At 69.0% G+C, this 18,818-nt stretch carries 19 protein-coding genes; 6 read left to right on the forward strand and 13 right to left on the reverse strand.

Annotated elements, in window-relative coordinates; translation table 11 throughout:
* Positions 1-101 precede the first annotated feature (101 nt).
* Both AB0368_RS30655 and AB0368_RS30660 read left to right on the forward strand, forming a co-directional pair.
* A complete protein-coding gene (locus AB0368_RS30655; RefSeq protein ID WP_366157489.1) occupies positions 102-470 on the forward strand; it encodes a DUF6223 family protein in 369 nt (122 codons plus the stop codon).
* Complete coding sequence (locus tag AB0368_RS30660) at positions 470-820, forward strand: DoxX family protein (protein WP_366157490.1); 351 nt, start codon at positions 470-472, stop codon at positions 818-820. Before AB0368_RS30655 ends, AB0368_RS30660 begins: the two co-directional genes overlap by 1 nt.
* Here AB0368_RS30660 and AB0368_RS30665 read toward each other — a convergent pair.
* Entirely contained in the window at positions 791-1,921 is a 1,131-nt protein-coding gene (locus AB0368_RS30665) for a hypothetical protein (protein ID WP_366157491.1), read from the reverse strand. The genes AB0368_RS30660 and AB0368_RS30665 overlap by 30 nt on opposite strands.
* Positions 1,918-2,844 (reverse strand): metal-dependent hydrolase, encoded by a 927-nt coding sequence (locus AB0368_RS30670; protein WP_366157492.1) that lies wholly within the window; start codon positions 2,842-2,844, stop codon positions 1,918-1,920. The genes AB0368_RS30665 and AB0368_RS30670 overlap by 4 nt, the downstream gene beginning before the upstream one ends.
* 125 nt (positions 2,845-2,969) lie before the next feature.
* On the opposite strand from AB0368_RS30670, the gene AB0368_RS30675 reads away from it, so the two are divergent.
* Entirely contained in the window at positions 2,970-3,629 is a 660-nt protein-coding gene (locus AB0368_RS30675; RefSeq protein WP_366157493.1) for a TetR/AcrR family transcriptional regulator, read from the forward strand.
* On the opposite strand, the gene AB0368_RS30680 is transcribed toward AB0368_RS30675, so the two are convergent.
* The 3 genes from AB0368_RS30680 to AB0368_RS30690 all read right to left on the reverse strand — a co-directional run bounded on the left by AB0368_RS30680 (position 3,626) and on the right by AB0368_RS30690 (position 7,025).
* The gene (locus tag AB0368_RS30680) at positions 3,626-5,005 is read right to left on the reverse strand and encodes a M4 family metallopeptidase (protein WP_366157494.1); all 1,380 of its coding nucleotides are present in this window, start codon (positions 5,003-5,005) and stop codon (positions 3,626-3,628) included. The genes AB0368_RS30675 and AB0368_RS30680 overlap by 4 nt on opposite strands.
* A 143-nt stretch (positions 5,006-5,148) precedes the next feature.
* Positions 5,149-6,360 (reverse strand): hypothetical protein, encoded by a 1,212-nt coding sequence (locus AB0368_RS30685; RefSeq protein WP_366157495.1) that lies wholly within the window; start codon positions 6,358-6,360, stop codon positions 5,149-5,151.
* A 68-nt stretch (positions 6,361-6,428) separates the two neighbouring features.
* Entirely contained in the window at positions 6,429-7,025 is a 597-nt protein-coding gene (locus AB0368_RS30690; protein WP_366157496.1) for a helix-turn-helix domain-containing protein, read from the reverse strand.
* Positions 7,026-7,129: 104 nt separating this feature from the next.
* Here AB0368_RS30690 and AB0368_RS30695 point away from each other — a divergent pair, with 104 nt between their 5' ends.
* On the forward strand, positions 7,130-8,272 hold the full coding sequence (locus tag AB0368_RS30695) for an NAD(P)/FAD-dependent oxidoreductase (RefSeq protein ID WP_366157497.1): 1,143 nt from the start codon (positions 7,130-7,132) through the stop codon (positions 8,270-8,272).
* Positions 8,273-8,296: 24 nt separating this feature from the next.
* On the opposite strand, the gene AB0368_RS30700 is transcribed toward AB0368_RS30695, so the two are convergent.
* The gene (locus AB0368_RS30700) at positions 8,297-8,800 is read right to left on the reverse strand and encodes a hypothetical protein (RefSeq protein WP_366157498.1); all 504 of its coding nucleotides are present in this window, start codon (positions 8,798-8,800) and stop codon (positions 8,297-8,299) included.
* 171 nt (positions 8,801-8,971) lie between these two features.
* Between AB0368_RS30700 and AB0368_RS30705 the strand changes: the two genes are divergently transcribed.
* Positions 8,972-10,000: a CHRD domain-containing protein gene (locus AB0368_RS30705; protein ID WP_366157499.1), complete on the forward strand. Its 1,029-nt coding sequence runs from the start codon at positions 8,972-8,974 to the stop codon at positions 9,998-10,000.
* Between the two features lie 72 nt (positions 10,001-10,072).
* On the opposite strand, the gene phoA is transcribed toward AB0368_RS30705, so the two are convergent.
* From phoA to AB0368_RS30740, 7 genes are all read right to left on the reverse strand, one after another.
* Complete coding sequence (gene phoA / locus AB0368_RS30710; protein WP_366157500.1) at positions 10,073-11,428, reverse strand: alkaline phosphatase; 1,356 nt, start codon at positions 11,426-11,428, stop codon at positions 10,073-10,075.
* Between the two features lie 103 nt (positions 11,429-11,531).
* A complete protein-coding gene (locus AB0368_RS30715; protein WP_366157501.1) occupies positions 11,532-12,476 on the reverse strand; it encodes a class I mannose-6-phosphate isomerase in 945 nt (314 codons plus the stop codon).
* Positions 12,473-13,675 (reverse strand): ADP-dependent glucokinase/phosphofructokinase, encoded by a 1,203-nt coding sequence (locus AB0368_RS30720; protein WP_366157502.1) that lies wholly within the window; start codon positions 13,673-13,675, stop codon positions 12,473-12,475. Before AB0368_RS30720 ends, AB0368_RS30715 begins: the two co-directional genes overlap by 4 nt.
* 1 nt (position 13,676) lies before the next feature.
* Complete coding sequence (locus tag AB0368_RS30725; protein WP_366157503.1) at positions 13,677-14,540, reverse strand: ketose-bisphosphate aldolase; 864 nt, start codon at positions 14,538-14,540, stop codon at positions 13,677-13,679.
* A gap of 41 nt (positions 14,541-14,581) precedes the next feature.
* On the reverse strand, positions 14,582-15,424 hold the full coding sequence (locus AB0368_RS30730; RefSeq protein ID WP_366157504.1) for a carbohydrate ABC transporter permease: 843 nt from the start codon (positions 15,422-15,424) through the stop codon (positions 14,582-14,584).
* Between the two features lie 7 nt (positions 15,425-15,431).
* Positions 15,432-16,364, reverse strand: coding sequence for a sugar ABC transporter permease (locus tag AB0368_RS30735; RefSeq protein ID WP_366157505.1), 933 nt, complete (start codon positions 16,362-16,364; stop codon positions 15,432-15,434).
* Positions 16,365-16,366: 2 nt separating this feature from the next.
* Positions 16,367-17,656 (reverse strand): sugar ABC transporter substrate-binding protein, encoded by a 1,290-nt coding sequence (locus tag AB0368_RS30740; protein WP_366157506.1) that lies wholly within the window; start codon positions 17,654-17,656, stop codon positions 16,367-16,369.
* Between the two features lie 263 nt (positions 17,657-17,919).
* On the opposite strand from AB0368_RS30740, the gene AB0368_RS30745 reads away from it, so the two are divergent.
* Positions 17,920-18,732, forward strand: coding sequence for a DeoR/GlpR family DNA-binding transcription regulator (locus AB0368_RS30745; RefSeq protein ID WP_366157507.1), 813 nt, complete (start codon positions 17,920-17,922; stop codon positions 18,730-18,732).
* Positions 18,733-18,818: the final 86 nt, after the last annotated feature.

The following is an 18,818-nucleotide window of genomic DNA, read 5'->3' on the forward strand; positions in this document are numbered from 1 at the left end:
CTTGCGGCAGCGTCGAATGCCCACGCCGAGAGGATTACCGGAGCGGTCCCGCCGGAGAGGATCGGACACGACCACCCACACGGGAAGACGGGGAAGACCACATGCCCATCGATGACCTGCTCGCCGCGTCCACCGTCGGCGCGAGCACCCTGACCGGCGATCGAATCGTCGCCACTGCCGCCGTCGTGATGGCACTCGCGGCAGCGATCGCCGGTGGACTGGCACTGGCACGCTCCACCGGCCGCGGCGACAGCCGTACCGGAAAACGCGGAACGACCATCGCCTTGGTGACCGGGGCGACCGGCATGGTCGTCGGCGGCTTGGTGGTCGCCACTGCCGACGGTGGTCCCGGCACCGGCAACGGCATCGTCGGCGGCTTCGCCGCACTGGCGCTCGGGCTGATCGCCGTCGTCCTCAGCGGGCTGGCACTCGCCCGGGCCTACCGCCGGACAACCACCATGGAGCGTTGATGTTCGCCGCGTACGTAACGGTCACCATTCTCGCGTCGGTCTTCAACGGCATCGCCGCGGTCACGTACCTGATCGGCCACGACTATCCCAAGGCCCAAGCGGACATGAAGCGCATCCCGCGGTCCTGGGTTCCGATATTGGGGATGGTGCTGGCGGCGGGCTCTTTGGGCCTGCTGGCCGGATTCGCCGTTCCCCTGCTGGGGATACTGGCCGCCACCGGTCTCGTGCTGTACTTCCTGGGTGCGCTCGTAGCTCACCTGCGGGTAGGCTCCCGCCGGCTCGCGGGATGGGCCGTCTTCTTCGCCACTGCGGTGGCCGTGCTAGCGGTGACCTTGAGCTATCGCGGGTGATCGGTGCAGGAGGCCGGCCGTGACGAGGACGCCCGTGGCGAGGAGGGCGCATACCGCCGCGTAGCCGAGGCTGCCGACCGGCGTGCCGGACGAGGTCCGTCCCGCCGTGGCGGTCAGGTACTCCGGCAGCGCGACCGCCCACAGGCCGGCGAACACGAGCAGGAAAGCCGCCCCGGCCACGACGGGATAGGTGCCGAGGAACCCGTCATCCGGTCCGGATCCGCCGGGCGAGCGCCATTCGCGCCGTACCGTCCGTGCGGCCACCAGGACGAACACCGCGAGGATCGCCCACAGTGCCACCGCCTGGCCGGTTGTGAAGCGGCCGGGCAGGCGGGACAGCACGCCGTACGGCACCGAGCAGAGCATCATGGCGAAGGGGGTGAGCACGCCGACGCCGACGACCCGCAGCACCGCCGAGAGCGGGGGGAGCGGTCCACGCGCGGCGCGCCGGGCCAGCAGCAGCCGGGTCAGCAGCACCATCCCGAACGGGGAGGCGGCCGCGAAGACCACCACGCTGCTGATCGGGACGGCCGCCAGCCATGGCGAGTTCGACGGCGCCGCCGGGTTCCAGGCCCACCAGCGCAGCTGCGGGCCGAGCTGATCGAAGATCTCGTAGAAGCAGTGGAAGACCACGGCCACGCAGGCGGCGCCGGCGGCGGGCGAGTGCCGGTCCAGCAGGCCGGTCCGCTGGACGAGCGCGTACGCCGCGTACGTCAGTGCCGGGTAGACGGCGACGATGTACAGCGGCAGCCGGTCGTGCAGGAACTGCACCGAGAACACGTTGTGCACGAAGATCAGGCCGAGCTGGTCCTGCAGGCCGAACCGCTGGGGGAAGTAGAGCGGCGGCTCGAGCACAGCGAGGTAGACGAGGGTGGCGCACCAGAGCCCGAGGTTCGTCGGGTCGCCGCGGCGGCGCCACCACAGCACCGCGTGGACCAGCGCGACGACCGCACCGGCCACCATGAACGCCTCGACGACCGGCATCGTGCCGTCCGCCAGCGAGGTGGGCGGCCGTACCGAGACGACCGATGGCGCGTGCGCGCAGTCGATCTCCCCGAGGGTACGGGCGGTCTCGGCGAATCCGGGCGGGCAGCCACTCACGGTGTGCCATCGGAGTAGTAACGGGTCATGTCGTGTCCGGCCGCGTACCGGTCGAACCAGATGTCCGCGAAGCGGGGCAGCGGCTCCCGGGCGGGTCGATGGTGCGGCACCTGCGACAACAGCAGCCGGTAGGCCATGATGAGCATCTCCCGGTTCGACGCCGGGGCGAACGTGGCGGGCGGGAACATCCCGAGGCGCGTCCGCCACGACGTCCGCAGGGGCAGCCGGGCCAGCAGTTCCTCCCGGCGTACGCCGTCCGGGGAGACGTTGCGGTACTGCGCCCGCCGGTCCGCCTCCGGCACGTGCTCCTCGAAGCCGGTGAGAATGTCGCGGTAGAGCTGCATGATGTGCCGGAACACGGAGCGGGCGATGCGGGTGCGGTAGTAGCGGTTGTGCACGACGGCATCGCACACCACCAGCGCCGAGCTGCGGTGCTCGACCTCCTCGACGAAGTGCCAGAGGAAGAGTGAGGCCACGCGTTCGTCACCGGGGCGGAACAGGACGTCCTCATGGTCGAGCATCACCTTGAAGATCGGGGTGAAGGTCGACTCGAGGTCCGCCGTGTACGCCAGCCGGTACTGCAGCGGTTTGGTCTCCACCAGCCGGTCGAAGGAGCCGACCGCCGCGTCGACGGTCTTCTGCAGCTCGGGGTACTGCCGGACCAGGGCCGTCACGTGCTTGCGGTGGTTCTTCGCGTGCTGCGCCTCCTGGCGGAGGAACGCCTCCGCCTCCTCGGCGGCGGCCGGGTCCTCGATCAGCGGGATAGCGGCCCGCGTGTTGGTGACGATGAACTTCTCGAACGCGATCGCCATGATGCTGATCGCGTTGGCCATCAACCCGAACTTCGGGTGGCTCGGCAGCCACTGGAACGGGGTGGTCTCGTCGAAGCGAAAATCGATCTTCCGGATCTGCAGGTGGGTCATGGGGACTCCGTCATGCCCGAGAAGAGGGGGAGCGCGCGAGGCCGTGCATCGGCGTGAAATTGACGCGTGTCAAATACGTTTATAGGCTCTGTCCCGGCGGGTTGTCCAGCGCTCGGGAGGCGGGCATGCGAGCTGAGCCGGGGTCACGCACGGGGGACCGCGGGCCGACGAGCCGGGGCGACAAGCGCCGGGACGCCCTGCTGCGCGCCCTGGACGAGCTGCTGCACGAGTCCGATCTGGAGTCCATCACCATCGCCGGCATCACCGCCCGAGCCGGGGTCACCCGGTCCGGGTTCTACTTCTATTTCGCCGACAAGGCGGCCTGCATGGCGGCGCTCGGCGCCCACGTGTACGTGGCCAGCATCGCCGCGGCCGCTCACCTCTCCGACGACTCGCTGCCCGCGGCCCACCGGATCGAGCGGATGGTGTACGACCTCACCGAGTCGGTGCGCCGGCACCACTACCTCTACCGTGCGATGCTCGACGCCCGCCGGCACAGTGGCACGATCCGTGAGATGTGGGCGGGCTACCTCGACTCGTTCGTGGCTCCCATGGCGCAGTACATCGACAGCGAGCGAGCGGCCGGGCGCGCCCCCGCCGGACCGCACAGCCGCACCCTCGCCGCGTTGCTGCTCGGACTCAGCGACCGGATGCTCGAGGGCCTCGGCCCGACGGAGACGCCCGACGACCAGCGGCGGGTGGATGCCCTGGCGACGATCTGGCTCCGCAGCATCTACGGCACATCCGAGATCGCACGCCCCCGGGCGTCTCCGGTCACGCCCTAGGAGATGATCCCGCGGGCCTGGAAGGCCTTGCGGGTCTGCTTCGCGGCGCGGACTCCGTAGAGGACGCGGGCGGTGGCGACGGTCGCCTCGGCTGCCTGCGGCATGGTGACGTCCGGGGTGAAGCGGAACTGGGCCTCGAGGATGACCCGGTTGGCCTTGGTGCGGCCGAGTGCCTTGTTGACGTCCCAGACGGCGTGGGACCAGATCTCGCCGTCGGCGTGCACCTCGCCCTCCAGGTCGCCGGGGTAGAGCTTCGCGGTGTCGGTACGGCGCAGGCAGTGCGGTTCGTCATCGGTGTACGCGGTCGCGTCCCAGTCCATGACGCAGGCCAGCGGCGTGACGGCGGTGTCGGGGCTGGTCGACTGGGACATCGTCACGGCCCAGTAGTCGCCGAAGCCCTCGCCGATCGCGCCGGCCTCTTCCGTGCTGCCGAAGCCCGGCACCTGGTCGTCCTGGATCGCGTGGCCGTACTCGTGCCAGATCACCTCGGCGTCCTCGGCGTCGTCGACGCCGCCGGTGCCGAGGGTGATCGCGTCCATCGACGGGTCGTAGTACGAGTTGTCCTCGGTGAGGCCGGTCGTGGCGTAGTCCTGCGGTTCGTTGTTGACGTCGACGAACCCGAGCCGGTGGATGTAGTCCTCGGCCTTGGTCATGCTGTGGTACGTCATCACCTGCTCGAAGCCGGGTTCCGAACGCGGATAGACATAGGTGCGTCCGGCGGAGGTGACGGCGGGGGTGCTGATGTTGTTCGCGTACGAGCCCTGCAGCGTGTCCTTGCCCGGGTCGAGGTGGCGCAGCGTGACCCGCCGGTAGGCCGCCTTCAGCGCGGGGTAGTCGGCGTCGTCCTGGTCGGTGAGCGACTCGTCCTGCAGGGCGACGACCGGGTTCGGGTCGAAGACCTGGCCGGTGCCGTTGGCCTCCCGGACCGTGTTCTCCTCCTGCAGCACGGCGCCGCTGCCCGCGTCGACCAGCGACCGGACGGTGCCGCGCGCGGTCGGGGTCAGGGTCTGCCAGGCCAGCTTGGCGGTCTGTCCCGGGACGATGACGAGTTCGGAACGGGCGGGCTGCCTGCCGAGCCGGCCGGCCACCGCGGACCTGGCTCGTCGTTCGGTGAAGCCGGCGGTGGTGCCGGCCAGTCCGGTGACGGTCTTGCGGCCGTCGGCGGTGGTCACCGTGCCGTCGGTGATTCGGTGGATGGCGTAGTAGCCGCCGACGACCGGGATTCCCCGGTAGGTCTGCTGGTACCAGGCATGGGTGCCGAGCAACGACTGGCGGGTCTGAACCGGCCGCAGGTCACCGGGTACGGCGGCCGGAGCGGCGGCGGCGGGTGCCGCCACCGCCGTCGTGAGGCTGGTGACCAGCACGGATGCAAGCACGAGCGGTGTCTTCTTCAATGCTTCCCCCACTGTCGCACGTAGATCCATCGATGCTAGTCAACTTCGATCACCATCGATAGCGGGGAAACGCCGAAGGGGCGGTGCCGGAAGTCCGGCACCGCCCCACGATCGTCGGTCGGGTACTACCGGGATCGGCCGCCGCATCCGTACGGGCAAGCCGTGCCGAACTGGGCGAAGTGCGGACGGCTGAGGCTGCCGAAGGCCGTGAACTCGCCGCCGACGGCGATCCGGCCGAGGGTGGGGTGAACGTCCATGCTCAGCACTCCCCATTTCCCGTTGCTCTTCGGGTTCCAGTCCAGCAGCGAGCCGTTCTCGGCATTCAAGGCCTCCAGCTTCGGCTGGCTTCGCAGATTGGCCGGGCACCATGAGGTCGCGGTCTTCGACGGTACGGGGCAGGCGACGGTGAAGTGCCCGCCGGCGTACACCGCTCCGCCCAGCTGAGTGATCGCCTGCACGTCGCCGTCCGTGACCGTGCTCCAGACCAGCCCCCCGTCCGGCCGGTACGCGGCCACCCGGCCGCCGGGTCCGGCCAGTGCCGCGTACACCTTGTCCGGTGCGACGGTGATCGCCCCGACGAAGTACGGCGTGACGGGCCGGAACGCCGTGTCGACCTGTCCGTCGGCGAGCCGGAGGGCGGCGAGCCGGACGGTGCCGGCCGCGCCGTTGAGGTGCTTGAACTTGCCGCCGACGTACAGCCGGGAACCTGCCACCGTGAGTGCCTTGACCTCCCCGTCGGCGCCGCTGCCGAACGAGGTGTCCAGGGCGCCGGTGGTCAGGTCGAAGGCCGCCAGGTTGGGTTGCGCGCGCCCGTCGACGGCGCTGATCGTCCCGCCCAGGAACAACCGTCCGCCACCCACGGCGAGCGTGTGCCCCTCACCCTTGATCGTGTGCTTCAGGGTGCCGACGGCGCCGGTCCTCAGATTGATCGCGGCCAGGCCGGCCCGCGCCTGGTCGCCGACCGTGGTGAACTTGCCGGTGATGTACAGCGACTGCCCGAATGCGGTCAGCCCCCAGACGGTGCCGTTGGTCGTCGGTGCCCAGGGCAACAGCTCACCGGTACGGGCGTTCAGGGCGGCCAGCCGTTTGCGGACCACCGACCGCCCGTCCACGATGGCGTTACGGAAACTGCCGGCCACGTACACCGTGGAACCGGCGTATGCGGTGGCGTACACCAGGCCGTCGAAACCGACCGAGCTGGCCGGCTTGACGGACACCAGCGGAGTGGCCGCGACGGCGGCTGTGGGCGTCCCCGTCGCGACGAGTACGCCGGCGAGCAGCAGTCCAAGGTGGCGCCGACGCGGAAGGGCGTGGCGCGCAATCGAAGCAAATCGCATGGACGCGACAATAAAGTGGTGGGATTCCTGAATTCGGAGAACAGGAAACGTACGCCCAAAAGTGCGACTCAGGGTCGGGGTGCCGGTTTGCCCGGTGGTTCCCAGCCCTGCTCGAGGATGTCGAAGATTGTTTCGACGGCAGCCGTGCGGTTGCGACGGTCGCGGGTCAGCGCCGGGATCTCCAGCACGAATCGCGCAAGGGCCACGCAGGCGACGTCGTCGTGGTCCACGCCGACGTCCTCCGCGATGGCCGCGCCGAGGCTGGCGGTGTGCCGGGTCCACATGCGTTCGCCGTACGCGCGGAGGGCCGGCGTGGAGTTCACCAGGTTGTTGAACTCGCCCGCCTGCGCATGCTCCGCCACCGGGAGCCAGGTGTCGAGGACGTGATGCCGGAGAGCGTCGAGGATGCTCCGGCCGGCGTCTCGCTCGCGTACGGCGGCGACCAGTTCCGCCTCTCGGGCCTGGTCCTCGTCGAAGACCAGCGCTTCCTTGCCGGCGAAGTGCTTGAACAACGTCGTGGTCGACACGTCGGCCGCATCTGCGATGTCCCGGATGCTCACCCGGTCATAGCCGTGTTCCAGGAAGAGCCGGAGCGCGGCGTCGGCGATCGCTTGCCGGGTGGCCGCCTTCTTGCGTTCACGGCGGCCGACGGGGAGGTCGGTCATGACTCGATCATAGCCGCAAGTGGCATCGACCACTAAGTTGACCCGTTGCACTTTTGGTGTCAGTCTGTTTTTCTGGGACGACCGACGACCCGAAGGGCTCGACCATGACCTCACCAGCACCCACGACCGCCAGGATCGGCATCATCGGCGCCGGGCCGGGCGGCCTCACCTGCGCCCGCATCCTCCAGCGGCACGGCATCGCAGTCACCGTCCACGACCGCGATTCCGGCCCGGATGCGCGCAACCAGGGAGGCACGCTCGACCTGCACGCCGACGACGGCCAGCTCGCCTTGCGCGAAGCCGGCCTGCTCGACGAGTTCTTCGAGCTGGCCCGCGCCGAGGGTCAGGAGATGCGCGAGATGGACGTCACCGGCGCGATACGCACCCACCACGTCCCGGACGCGGGCGATCTCTTCAAACCCGAGATCGACCGCGGGCAGCTGCGCACCCTGCTGCTCGAGTCCCTCCAGCCCGGGACCGTACGGTGGGGTCACGCCCTGGCGAGAGTGAGCGGGCCGGCCGGCGGGCGGCGCACCTTGCACTTCACCGACGGTACGGCCGTGGAGGCCGACCTGGTCATCGGGGCCGACGGCGCGTTCTCCCGGGTCCGCCCGGCCGTCTCGGCGGCCGTACCGCAGTACACCGGCGTCAGCTTTCTGGAAGCCAGGTTCGACGACGTGGCGAACCGGCACGCCGACCTCTCAGAGCTGGTCGGTCAGGGCGGCGCCCACGCGGCCGATGGGAAACGCGGACTCTTCGCCCAGCGCAACAGCGGCGACCACATCCGGGTCTACGTCATCCAGCGGGTTCCCGTCGACTGGATCGCCTCGGCCGGCCTGAGCATCGAGGACACCCCGGGCCTCCGCGCCCACCTGTCCGGCGAGTTCGCCGCCTGGTCACCCCGGATGCGACAGATGATCACCGACAATGACGGCCCGTACGTCGACCGCCCGATCTTCGCCCTCCCGGTTCCGCACACGTGGGAGCACGACCCGGCCGTGACTCTGCTGGGCGACGCCGCCCATGTCATGCCCCCGCTCGGCGTCGGCGTCAACCTCGCCATGCTCGACGCCTGCGAGCTCGCCCTCGCACTCGCGAACTCCGCGACCGTCGACGAGGCCCTCCGGACCTACGAGAACACGATGCTTCCCCGCTCCGCCGACATGGCCAAGATGCTCGAGAACGGCGCCGAGCACCTGCTCTCGGCCGACGGGCCCGGCTTCGGCGGCGACGACGGCCGGCCCTGACCGGCACGCGGCCAGGCGGGCCCGTCAGCTCGCCGGGTCGGCCTTGACCAGTTTGCCGTCGGTGCCGACCGCGAACCATGCGCCGTCCACGCCCTGCCCGTCGATGTCGCCCGTGCCGAGGTCACCCGCGTAGTAGTACAGCGGCCAGCCCCCGTAGACGGCCTGGGTGGCGCCTTCGGTCCGGGCGACCGTGGTGAGCAGTCCGGCGTCGACCCCGGTCGCAGCGGCGACCGCCTTTTCGCTGGTCAGTGCGGGCCACGTCGCGACGCAGGTTCCGGTGCAGCTGCTCGCACCGTTCTTGTCATTGGTGAAAGCGTAGAGGGTGCGACCGTTCTGGTCGGCCAAAATGGGTCCCACGGCGGAATCGGCCACCTGAATGCCGGTCGGCTGAACGGCTTGCGCGCTGGTGGGGGCTGCGGTCCACTTCGGTGCCTCCTTCGCCGAACTGCCGCTGCACGCGGTGGTTCCGGCGATGAGGGCCGCTCCACACAGAATCAGAGAGATGGTGGTTCCCGCAGTGCGTCGCATGACGTTTTCCCTTTCGCGATGGTGACGTGGCCCGAACGGTTACGGCGGGGGAAACGGTTCACGGGAAGACGTCGATTGTGATTCAGGTCATGGTCCCGGTAATTCCGCTGAACCGTTCGGGACCGCCACTCGTGTGCTGCCCGGAACTGCCGTCGATTTCTTGGAGAGCTCATGAAACTGCCCGTCACCGTGACTGCGCTCGCGCTGGGTATCGCCGGACTCGTGCTGGCCCCGGCGGCCGCTCCGGCCTTCGCCGCTCCGGCCGCATCCCCCGCATCCGGCCGGCCCGCGACGGCCGGGACGGACCACTCCGCGATGGCCGGCATGGACCACACGGCGCCGGCCACGGCGTCGACGTCCACCCACGACCGGGCCGCGGGCGTACGCCGCTCGCGCCAGCATGCGCGGTTCTTCGTGGCGACCCTGAACGGTCGCAACGAGGTGCCGGTGGCCGGTAAGCCCGCCGTCGGGGACAAGGACGGTCGGGCCACCGGCCTGGTACGGGTCCAGGGCGACCGCGTCACCTTCGCGTTCGCGTGGAAGGACATCGGCGCGCCGACGCTCGGTCACATCCACGAGGGCGGGAGCGGGGTCAACGGCGATGTGAAGGTCCCGCTGTTCACCACCGCGATGCCGAAGACGGTCAACGCCGCCGCCGGCGTGACCACGGTCAGCGACCCGGCGATCGCCGACGCGATCCGCAGCCGGCCGGCCGGTTTCTACCTCAACCTGCACACCGCCGAGTTCCCCGGCGGTGCGGTCCGGGGGCAGCTGCACGGGCTCCGCGGCTCGGCCGACGTGCTCGGCCTGCTGCGCGGCGGCACCCTGAAGGCGTTCCTCTCCGGTGACCAGGAGGTGCCGACGGCCGGCGGTCCCGCGGTCGGCGACCCGACGGGCCGCGCGGTCTCGTTCGTCCGGCCGCAGGGCACCACCAGCGTCGGCTACTCCTTCGCCTGGCTTGGCATCCGGCCCACGCTGGGCCACATCCACAAGGGCAGGGCCGGCACCAACGGCGACGTGGTCGTCCCCCTGTTCACGACCGCGATGCCCAGCACGATCGTCGCCGTCTCGGGCACGGCGACCGGTGTGGACCCGGCGATCGTCCGTCACATCAAGCACAAGCCGGGCGCGTTCTACGCCAACCTGCACAGCGCCGAGTTCCCCGGCGGCGCGGTCCGCGGTCAGCTGTTCCGTCGCTGACCCGGCGAGCCTCCCGAACACGACGCCGGCCCTGCGAAATCGCAGGGCCGGCGCTACGTGGGCATGCGTTCGCTACACGCCCAGTGCTCGCTTCATCGTGAAGAAGAGGTCGGTCTGGTTGGTCACGCCGAGCACGTTGGCCGCCTGCGGGCCGCCGGCAGCGATCCGTACCTCCGTGCCGGTGTGCTGCTGGGAGCCGGTGATCGGCGCGGTGGCGTAGCTGATCGTCATGTTCGCGCCGTCGTAGGTGGTCAGCGTCGCGGTGTAACCCAGCGTCGCGGCCTCCACGATCTGGCTGGTGTGGCCGTGGTCGGCGGTCACGACGACCAGGGTGTCGGGGTGCGACTTCTGGTAGTCGAGCGCCTTGCGGACCGCCGCGTCGAAGGCGACCGTCTCGCCGATCTGACCGCACGGGTTGGCGGCGTGGTCCTGCTTGTCGATGGAGGCGCCCTCGATCTGCAGGAAGAAGCCGCGGCGGGAGTGGCGGGTCTGCTTGTCGAGCACCTGCAACGCCTTGCCCGCCATGTCGGCGAGGTGGGGCTGGGTGGCCGTACGGCCGGCGTTGACCGCGCACTTTGCGGGCGCCGTACCGGTCAGCGTCGGGGTCGGCCCGGTCCACTCGAGGTCCATGTTGTTCTTCGCGAACGTGCCCAGGATCGGCTTGCTGCCGGAGGCGGCGTCGAGCCCGGCCGCGTCCGTGACGATCTGGAAGTCGTTGGCCTGCGCCTGCTGGAGCACGGTCAGGCCCTGGTACTTGCCGGCCTTCACGGTCTGGTCGAAGTACTGCTTACCGCCGCCGAGCAGGACGTCCGGCCGGGTCTGCACGAGCTGTTCGGCGATGGAGCCCGCGCCGCCGTTGCGCTTGTCGTTGACGGCGCAGGTGGCCATGGCGTCCGGGCCCTTGCAGTCGCGGCTGACGACGTGCGAACCGAGGACCGCCGGGGTGGCGTCCTGCAGCTCCGCGGTGGTCACGTCGCCGGTCCGGAAACCCGCCTTCTTGGCGAGCTCCAGAATCGTCGGCACCGGCTTGCCGTCCGGCAGCACCGAGATCGCGCCGTTGTACGTCTTGTGCCCGGTCGACCAGCCGGAGCCGGAAGCGGCCGAGTCGGTCACGTAGTCGGGCAGGCTGGGGTTCGCCTTCTGGACGGCGTACGTGGTGTAGGCGTCGGTCAGCGGGAGGGTGTCCATCGCGAGCCGACCGGCCGCGCCGACCTGATAGTTGCGCGCGATGGTGATCTCGCTGTCGCCCATGCCGTCGCCGATGAGCAGGATGACGTTGCGCGCCTTGCCGCCCTGGACGGCGTGTCTGGCGGCCCGGGTCTTGTCCGGGTGGGAATCGCCGGCCACGGCCACGGCGGGCACCGCGACCACCGAGAGGGCGGCCAGCACCACAGCCACCTGCCGCCTGCGGGAACGCAGAACACTCATGAAAGCGCACTCCAAGTTTGCGTCGCTGATGTCAAGGGACAACCCATCAGCCGAACGTGACCCGGAAGTGGCGCCGAGGTGGCCGCCCGTCCAACAGGCGCGGTCAGCGGCCCGCCAGCCGGATCGCCTCGACGCGGCCGTGCAGGTGGAGTGGGCCGGCGGCGTACGGAACAAGCAGCGTGTCGCCCCGCCGGACGGGCAGATCGTCCTTTTCGCCGGTCAACCGGCCCTCGCCGGCCACCACGACCAGGACGCCGAAGCCCCGGTCCAGGCGGTCGTCGCCGTGCAGGCGACGGGCGGAGAAGAAATCGTCCGCCGCGGCGGGCAGGAGCCGGCCCGAGCCCCGGAGCCCGTCGAGGCGCTCCGGCGTCCACGCGGTTCGGTCGACGCACTGCAGGGCCAGGTCGTAGCCGAGCCCCAGGTGGCCGTCGGGCAGGCCGAAGCCCTCGTACTCGAGCAGCACGGAGAAGTCGGTCGGCTCCTGAACCTCGACCAGCAGGATGCCGTCGCCGATCGCGTGCGGCAGGCCGGCCGGGCAGAGGATCCCGTCACCGGCCGCGACGGGAATCTTGTTGGTGGCAGCCAGCATCTGCTCGGTCTTCTGCCCGGCGACCCACTCGGCCAGCTCGCCGGCGGCCACGTCGCGGGCGAAGCCGAGATGGACGTGCGCGCCGGGACGTGCGGAGACGATCACCCAGGCCTCGGTCTTCCCGTACGGCGAGGCCAGATGCGCGGTCGCGAAGCGGCGGTCCGGGTGTACGTGCAACGGCAGCCGCTGACCGGCGTCGAGCAGCTTCACCAGCACGCCGGTGTCGGTGCGCTCGGGGCCGAGCCACCAGTGCGGGTCGGCGGCGATCGCCTCGGGCAGCTCGCGGCCGTCGGGCAGGGTGGACAGCCCTGCCAGGGCGTGCCCGAACCGGCTGGTCACGGAGCCCACCCAGTCCTCGGGACGGTCGGGCAGCGCGACCACGGTGCGGAACTCGGCGATCCGGCCGGCACCGCGGTAGAACGTCTCGGGCTGGTTGGCGGGAAGGGCTAGTACGGTCATGGTTGTTCCTCCCGCGCCAGCTCGGCGAGAAAGCCGCCGACGAAGGTGTCGCCGAGTCCCACGGTGGTGGGATCCTCGACGTCGAGGGCGAAGCCGGGGACGCAGCGGGTCCCGTCGCCCATCGACCGGCGCAGCGCCGCCGCGAGGCTGACGGATTCGGATCGTCGCGGTTGCCGGCGCAGGTGCTGGACGTTCTCATCGGTGAAGTCGTCGCCGTAGCAGTAGCGGGTGGCGGCCATCAGGGTGCCGGTGTCCAGGGCGTCGGCGTACTGCCCGGCGCGGTCGCCGAGCGCCGCCGCCCAGTACTTCGTGTGCAGCACCAGCGTCGGCGCCGGGATGAGCGCCCGCACCGCCGTGAGCGCGTCCGCGACCTCGCGCGCCGAGAGCAGGTCGACCGGGTGCCCGAGGTACGCCTGCAGCTCGTCCTCGTTCAGCCCGTACACGTCGATCTTGTCGATGAGCGCGTCGCGGACCCGGCGGCTGAAAGCGGGTTCGTGGTACGCCGCATCCTCGAAGTAGGTCACCGCCCCGGGCGGCAGCTGCCGCATGTGCGATCGCAGTTCCGCCATCCGCTGATCGATCTGCTCCGGGGAGCGCATGGCGTTGAAACCCGAGATCAGGAACACGTCCGCTTTGCTCAGCCGGTCACCGAGGTCTTCGGTGAGGACCATGGCGCCGTTGGCGGGGTCGTTGACGTAGATCAGCCGGTTCGGGAACGGCGCGGTGATGTCGAGGTCGCCGGTCCGGATCCGCAGGCCGCGGTCGTACTGGACGATCAGGTGCGGGTGGAAGGAGTCCTCGGCGCCGCTGGTGATGTACTCGCCGTCCGGCGGCAGCAGGCGGCGTACGGTGTCGTTGACGCTGACCAGGTGCAGCGTCGACGGCACGCCCAGCCGGCTCATCATGACGCCGGCCCGGACCGAGGTGCCGCCCAGGGTCGTCCGGTGCGGGAACCTGCGGGCGAAGGTCTCCAGTGCCGGGGCGGCGGCGACGAAGTGCTCGCCGCCACCGCCACGGGCCACGTACCCGAGGATCGACACCACGAGGTCCCGCTCGCTGGTCACCAGGGCCGGCGAGGTCAGTTCGGCGGCACGGATGCCGTGTACGGCGGCTAGGTGTTCCAGGACGGCGGCGGTGAGCTTCAGTTCGTAGTCGATGCAGCCGCCGAGGCCCAGGACGACACGCGACGCGTCCGCCATGTCAGTAGAGCGGCGCCTTGCCGGCGGCGCCGAACAGCTCGATCTTCTGGGCCGCGACCACCTTCATGGCCTCGATGCAGGCGGGCTGGATGGCGTTGGGCTCGCGCACCTTCGGGTCGTTGCCCAGCACCTCGCGCATCTTGTTGTGGTAGGCGACCTTGATGTCGGTGGAGATGTTGATCTTGTTGATGCCGGTCCGCGACGCCTCGGCGATCTCGTCGTCCGGGTTGTTCGACCCGCCGTGCAGCACCAGCGGGATCTGCACCCGGCTCTTGATCTCCTTGAGCAGGTCGAGCTTCAGCTCCGGCTTGAGGTTGGCCGGGTAGAAGCCGTGGTACGTGCCGATCGCCACGGCGAGGCTGTCCACGCCGGTCTGTTCGACGAACGTGACCGCGTCGTCCGGGTCGGTGTAGATGATCGTGGCGGCGCCCGCCTCGGCGTAGCTGTCGTTGGCGCCGATCGTGCCGAGTTCGGCCTCCACCGACAGGCCGAGGGTGTGCGCGGATTCGGTGACCTTCCGGGAGATCGCGACATTCTCCTCGAACGGCTTCAGCGAGCCGTCGATCATCAGGGAGGTGAAGCCGTACCTGATCGCCTGCAGCATCTGCTCGTAGGTGGCGCCGTGGTCCCAGTGGATCGCGATCGGGACGGCCGACCGGTGCGACCGCTCGATGATCCCGGTGATCATGTCGGGGCCGATGTGCCGTACCTCGTCCGGGTGGATCGCGACGATCAGGGGAGCGTTCGTCTCCTCGCTGACCTCCACGATGCCGTTGAACATCGCCCAGTCGCTGATGTTGAAGGCGGGCACGGCGAAGCTGTGCTCATTGGCGACGTCGAGGATCGCCTTGCCGGTCGTCAGCATTGTCTGTGTTTCTCCTTAATCGACTTCATCGACTGGCGTTGTCAGGCCTTGACGGCGCCGGCGGTCAGCCCGCCGATGAACCGTCGCTGGAAGAGCAGGAAGAGGACCAGGACGGGGATGGATCCGAGGATGCTCATCGCCATCATCTGGTTCCACTCGTAGGAGTGCTGACCCATGAGCAGCTGGATGCCGATGGGCACCGTGCGCATGTCGTCCGTGCGGGTCAGCGTGAGCGCGAAGAGGTATTCGTTCCACGAGATCATGAAGGTGTAGACCCCGACCGCGATCAGGCCGGGCACCGAGATCGGCACGAGGATCCGCCACAACGCGGTCCAGCTGGTGCCGCCGTCGACCTTGACGGACTCGTCCATCTCCCGCGGCAGGGTGTTCAGGTAGGCGGTGGTCATGATGATCGCGTACGGGAGGGTGAACACCATGTGCGTGAGGATGAGGCCGGGATAGGTGTTGTACAGGCCGAGCGCGACGACGAGCCCGAAGTACGGAATGACGAGCGTGATCGGCGGCACCGCCTGGACGCTGACGATCACGGCGTTGATAGTCCGCTGGAGCGGGAACGTGAAGCGGCTGAATGCGTACCCGGCCAGGATCGCGACCAGGAGCGTCAGGACGGTCACCGTGAGGGCGACGATGTAGCTGTTGAGGAAGAACCGCAGCTGGGCGCCGTTGCCGAGAATCTCGCGGTAGGCGTCGAACGAGAAGTTCTCGGTGATGAGCTCGGGTGGGTTCAGGAAGACGTCGCCGTTGCTCTTGAACGAGGTGGAGAGCATCCACAGGACCGGCAGGCCGGCGAAGAGCGCGCCGATGGTCAGCCCGGTGATGACGCCCGCCTTCGCGAGATGGTGTCGCGTCTTGACTCCTGCCATGCTCGTCTCACCGTTCCCTTTGCTGGCGTACGTAGAAGAAGGCCAGAACCATCGTGATGAGCAGGACGATCACGGCGGCGGCGGACGCGGTCGCGAACTCGTACTCGCTGAAGGCCTGCTTGTAGGTGAAGGTGCTGAGCATCTCGGTGGTGTTCAGCGGCCCGCCGCCGGTCATCATCCAGATCAGCGCGAACTGCTGGGAGGTCCAGATCAGGTCGAGCACCGCCATGCTGATGATCACCGGCCGCAGCTGGGGCAGTGTCACGTGCAGGAACCGCTGGACCGGGTTCGCCCCGTCCACGGCGGCCGCCTCGTACAGATCGGCGGAGATGCCCTGCAGCCCGGCCAGCAGACTGATCATGAAGAACGGGTAGCCGGACCAGATGTTGGCGAAGGTCACCGCCCAGAGCGCCGTGCCGGGGTCGCCGAGCCAGTTCACGCCGTTCTGGATGACGCCCAGGGTGTGCAGCACGTAGTTGACGACGCCGGACGGGTCGAGCAGCAAGCGCCAGATGACGGCGATCACCGCGATCGTGAACAGCCAGGGCAGGATGTAGACGATCCGGAAGACGGCCTTGGTGACCCCGCTCAGCAGCGAGGTGTTGAGCATCATTGCGAAGGCGAGGCCGAGGACCAGGTGGGCCGCGGTGCTGACCGAGATGAAGATCGCGGTGTTCTTCAGCGCGGCCAGGAAGTCCGCGTCGGTGAGCACCTTGGTGTAGTTGGCGAACCCGGCGAAGACCGAGTTCTCCTGGACGATCACGTTGTCCCGGAACGAGTAGCTGACCACCATGACGATCGGGACGACCATCAGGACCACGATCAGCAGCACAGTGGGGGAGAGATAGCCGTACGGGACCAGGTGCCGGGCCAGGGTCCTGCGCGGCTGCGCGGCCGGTTCGGCGGGCGTCGCGGCCTTCGAGGCGAGCAGGGATGTCATCGCTACTCGATCACCGAGGACCAGGATTCCTGCGACTTGGCGAGGGCGTCGTCCACACTCGCCTTGCCGGTCAGCACCAGCTGCAGCTGTTCGTCGAAGCTGCGCATCAGATCCTCGGACTTGGGCAGGCCGACGAACTCGTTGGCCGGATAGCCCTTCTGGTAGATGTCGAAGGCGGTCTTGAACAGCGGGTCGCTCTTGCTGAAGTCCGGCTTCGCGTTCTTGTTGCCGGGGAACCCGTTCGCGATCGTGCTCAGCTTCGCGTTCGTCTCCTGGCTCATCAGGTACTGCACGAGCTTGAAGGCCTCGGCCTTGTGCTTGGTGGAGTTCGAGACGCCGATGCCCCAGGACGCGTACGGCATGCCGCGCTTGCCGGTGTAACCGTCCTCGGCCGGGATGGCCGCCACCTCGAACGTCAGGTCGGGCTTGCTCTTCTTGATCAGGTTGATGTGCGCGAGCGAGTCGATCATCATGCCGACCTGGCCGTTGGTGAACTTCTCGACCTTGTCCTGCTCCTTCATGGTGAGCGAGCCGGGCGCGATGACGCCGGCGTCGTTCAGGCTCTTCACGTACTCGACAGTGCTCTTGACCTGGGGGCTGGTCAGGTTGGGCTTGCCGTCGGCGAGCATGCTGCCGCCGGACGCCCAGAGCCAGGACATGACGTCGTTCTGGATGCCGTTGGGCACGGCGGTGTCGAGCGGGAGCGCCCAGCCCTTGACGTCGCCGCCGCTTGCGCTGATCTTCTTGGCCGCGTCCAGGAATTCGGTACGCGTGGTGGGCGCGCTCGTGACGCCAGCCTTGGCGAGCAGGTCTTTGTTGACGAAGAGCGGGTAGACGAAGTTGACCACGGGGATCATGTACGTCTTGCCCTTGGCCTGCACCTGGCTTGCGAGCTGGCTGGTGTCGTAGTTGGCGTCGGTCATCAGCTTGGAGAGGTCGGTGATCGCGCCCTGCTTGGCGAAGTCGCTGACCCAGGCGCCGTCCAGGCCCACCACGTCGGGCAGGGTCTTCGACGCCGCGCCGGTGACGAGCTGCTGCTTGGTCGAGGCGTACGGCGCGCTCAGCAGCTTGACCTTGATGGTCGGGTTCTGCGCCGTGAAGTCAGAGATGATCTTGTCGAAGTCTCCCGCCGGGAGCTCCGCGCCCCACCACTGGGCAAACTCCAGCGTGACCGGACCGCCCGAGCTGGTGTCGCCCGAGTCGCCCGAACCGCAAGCCGCCACGAGCGTGACCATCGCGGCCGCTGTCGCGGCCCCCACTAGTCGCTTCAGCCGAGGTCCACCAACCGCCATGACGGGCTCCTTCTATAGATGATTCCTGTTCTCTGCCGTGGTTGCGCCACGTTAGCAGCGCGTTACTCAGGGGAACAAGCCAAGAACCGCAGAAAACGGCGAACAACGGCAGACTCTTGCGGCATGTGGGAGAACAGAGCTATCCGAGTCGCACTGTTCGTCACCGTTTACACGAGTAAGACCGGTCACCGCGGCGCGTGCGGTTCTCCGCTGGACCATGCGTGTTTGTGGCATACTTCCGCACTTAGACACGAGGGGGAGACGTGAGCGTCGACAAGGAGGAGCGGCAGCGCCACCTGCCTGCCGGGCGCAAGGCTCAGCTGGCCGCGTACGTCGCCGAGGCCGGGCAGGTCACGGTGGGCGAGCTGGCCGACCGGTTCGGCGTCTCCATCGACACCGTGCGGCGCGATCTCGATCACCTCAGTGCCGAGGGCGTTCTGGTGCGCACGTACGGCGGCGCCGTCAGTCTCGCCACGATCTCCCGCACCGACCGCGCCGTCGATCAGCGGCTCTCCCTCCAGGAGCAGGAGAAGGAGAAGATCGCCGCGCTCGCCGCGGCGCTGGTCCAGGACGGTTCGACGATCATGATCAACGGCGGGACGACCACCCTCGCGCTCGCCCGCGAACTGAGCCGGCACCGCGACCTCACGGTGGCGACGAACAATCTGCTGGTGCCGGGGGTGCTGGCGCCCAGCGCGATCCGGGACATCTACATCTTCGGCGGCGCCGTACGCTCGTCCACCCTGGCCACGATCGGGCCCGTCAGTTTCCGGGTGCACGGCGGCGCCGAACTGGACATCAGCTGCGACCTGGCGCTGATCGGCGTCGGCGCGGTCTCCGAGGAAGCCGGCTACACGACGAGCAACCTCGCCGAAGCCGCGATGATGAAGGAAATGATCTCGCGCGCGGCTCGCGTGGCGATCCTCGCCGACTCCTCCAAGTTCGGCCGCCGGCTGTTCGCCCAGGTCTCGGACCTGAGCAGCGCCGACTACCTGATCACCGACAGCACGCCGCCACCCGGCCTGAGAAACGCGCTCGCCGCGAGCAACGTGGAGCTGATCACGCCGGCGGCCTAGGTGTGCTGTCCAGGGACGTTGGTCAACCTGGTGATGGGTGGTAGGCCGCCGATTGCTGAGTGGGGCCGGTGGTGATTGTAGTGATG

This window comes from Actinoplanes sp. NPDC051475 (assembly GCF_040689425.1).
GTDB lineage: Bacteria > Actinomycetota > Actinomycetes > Mycobacteriales > Micromonosporaceae > Actinoplanes.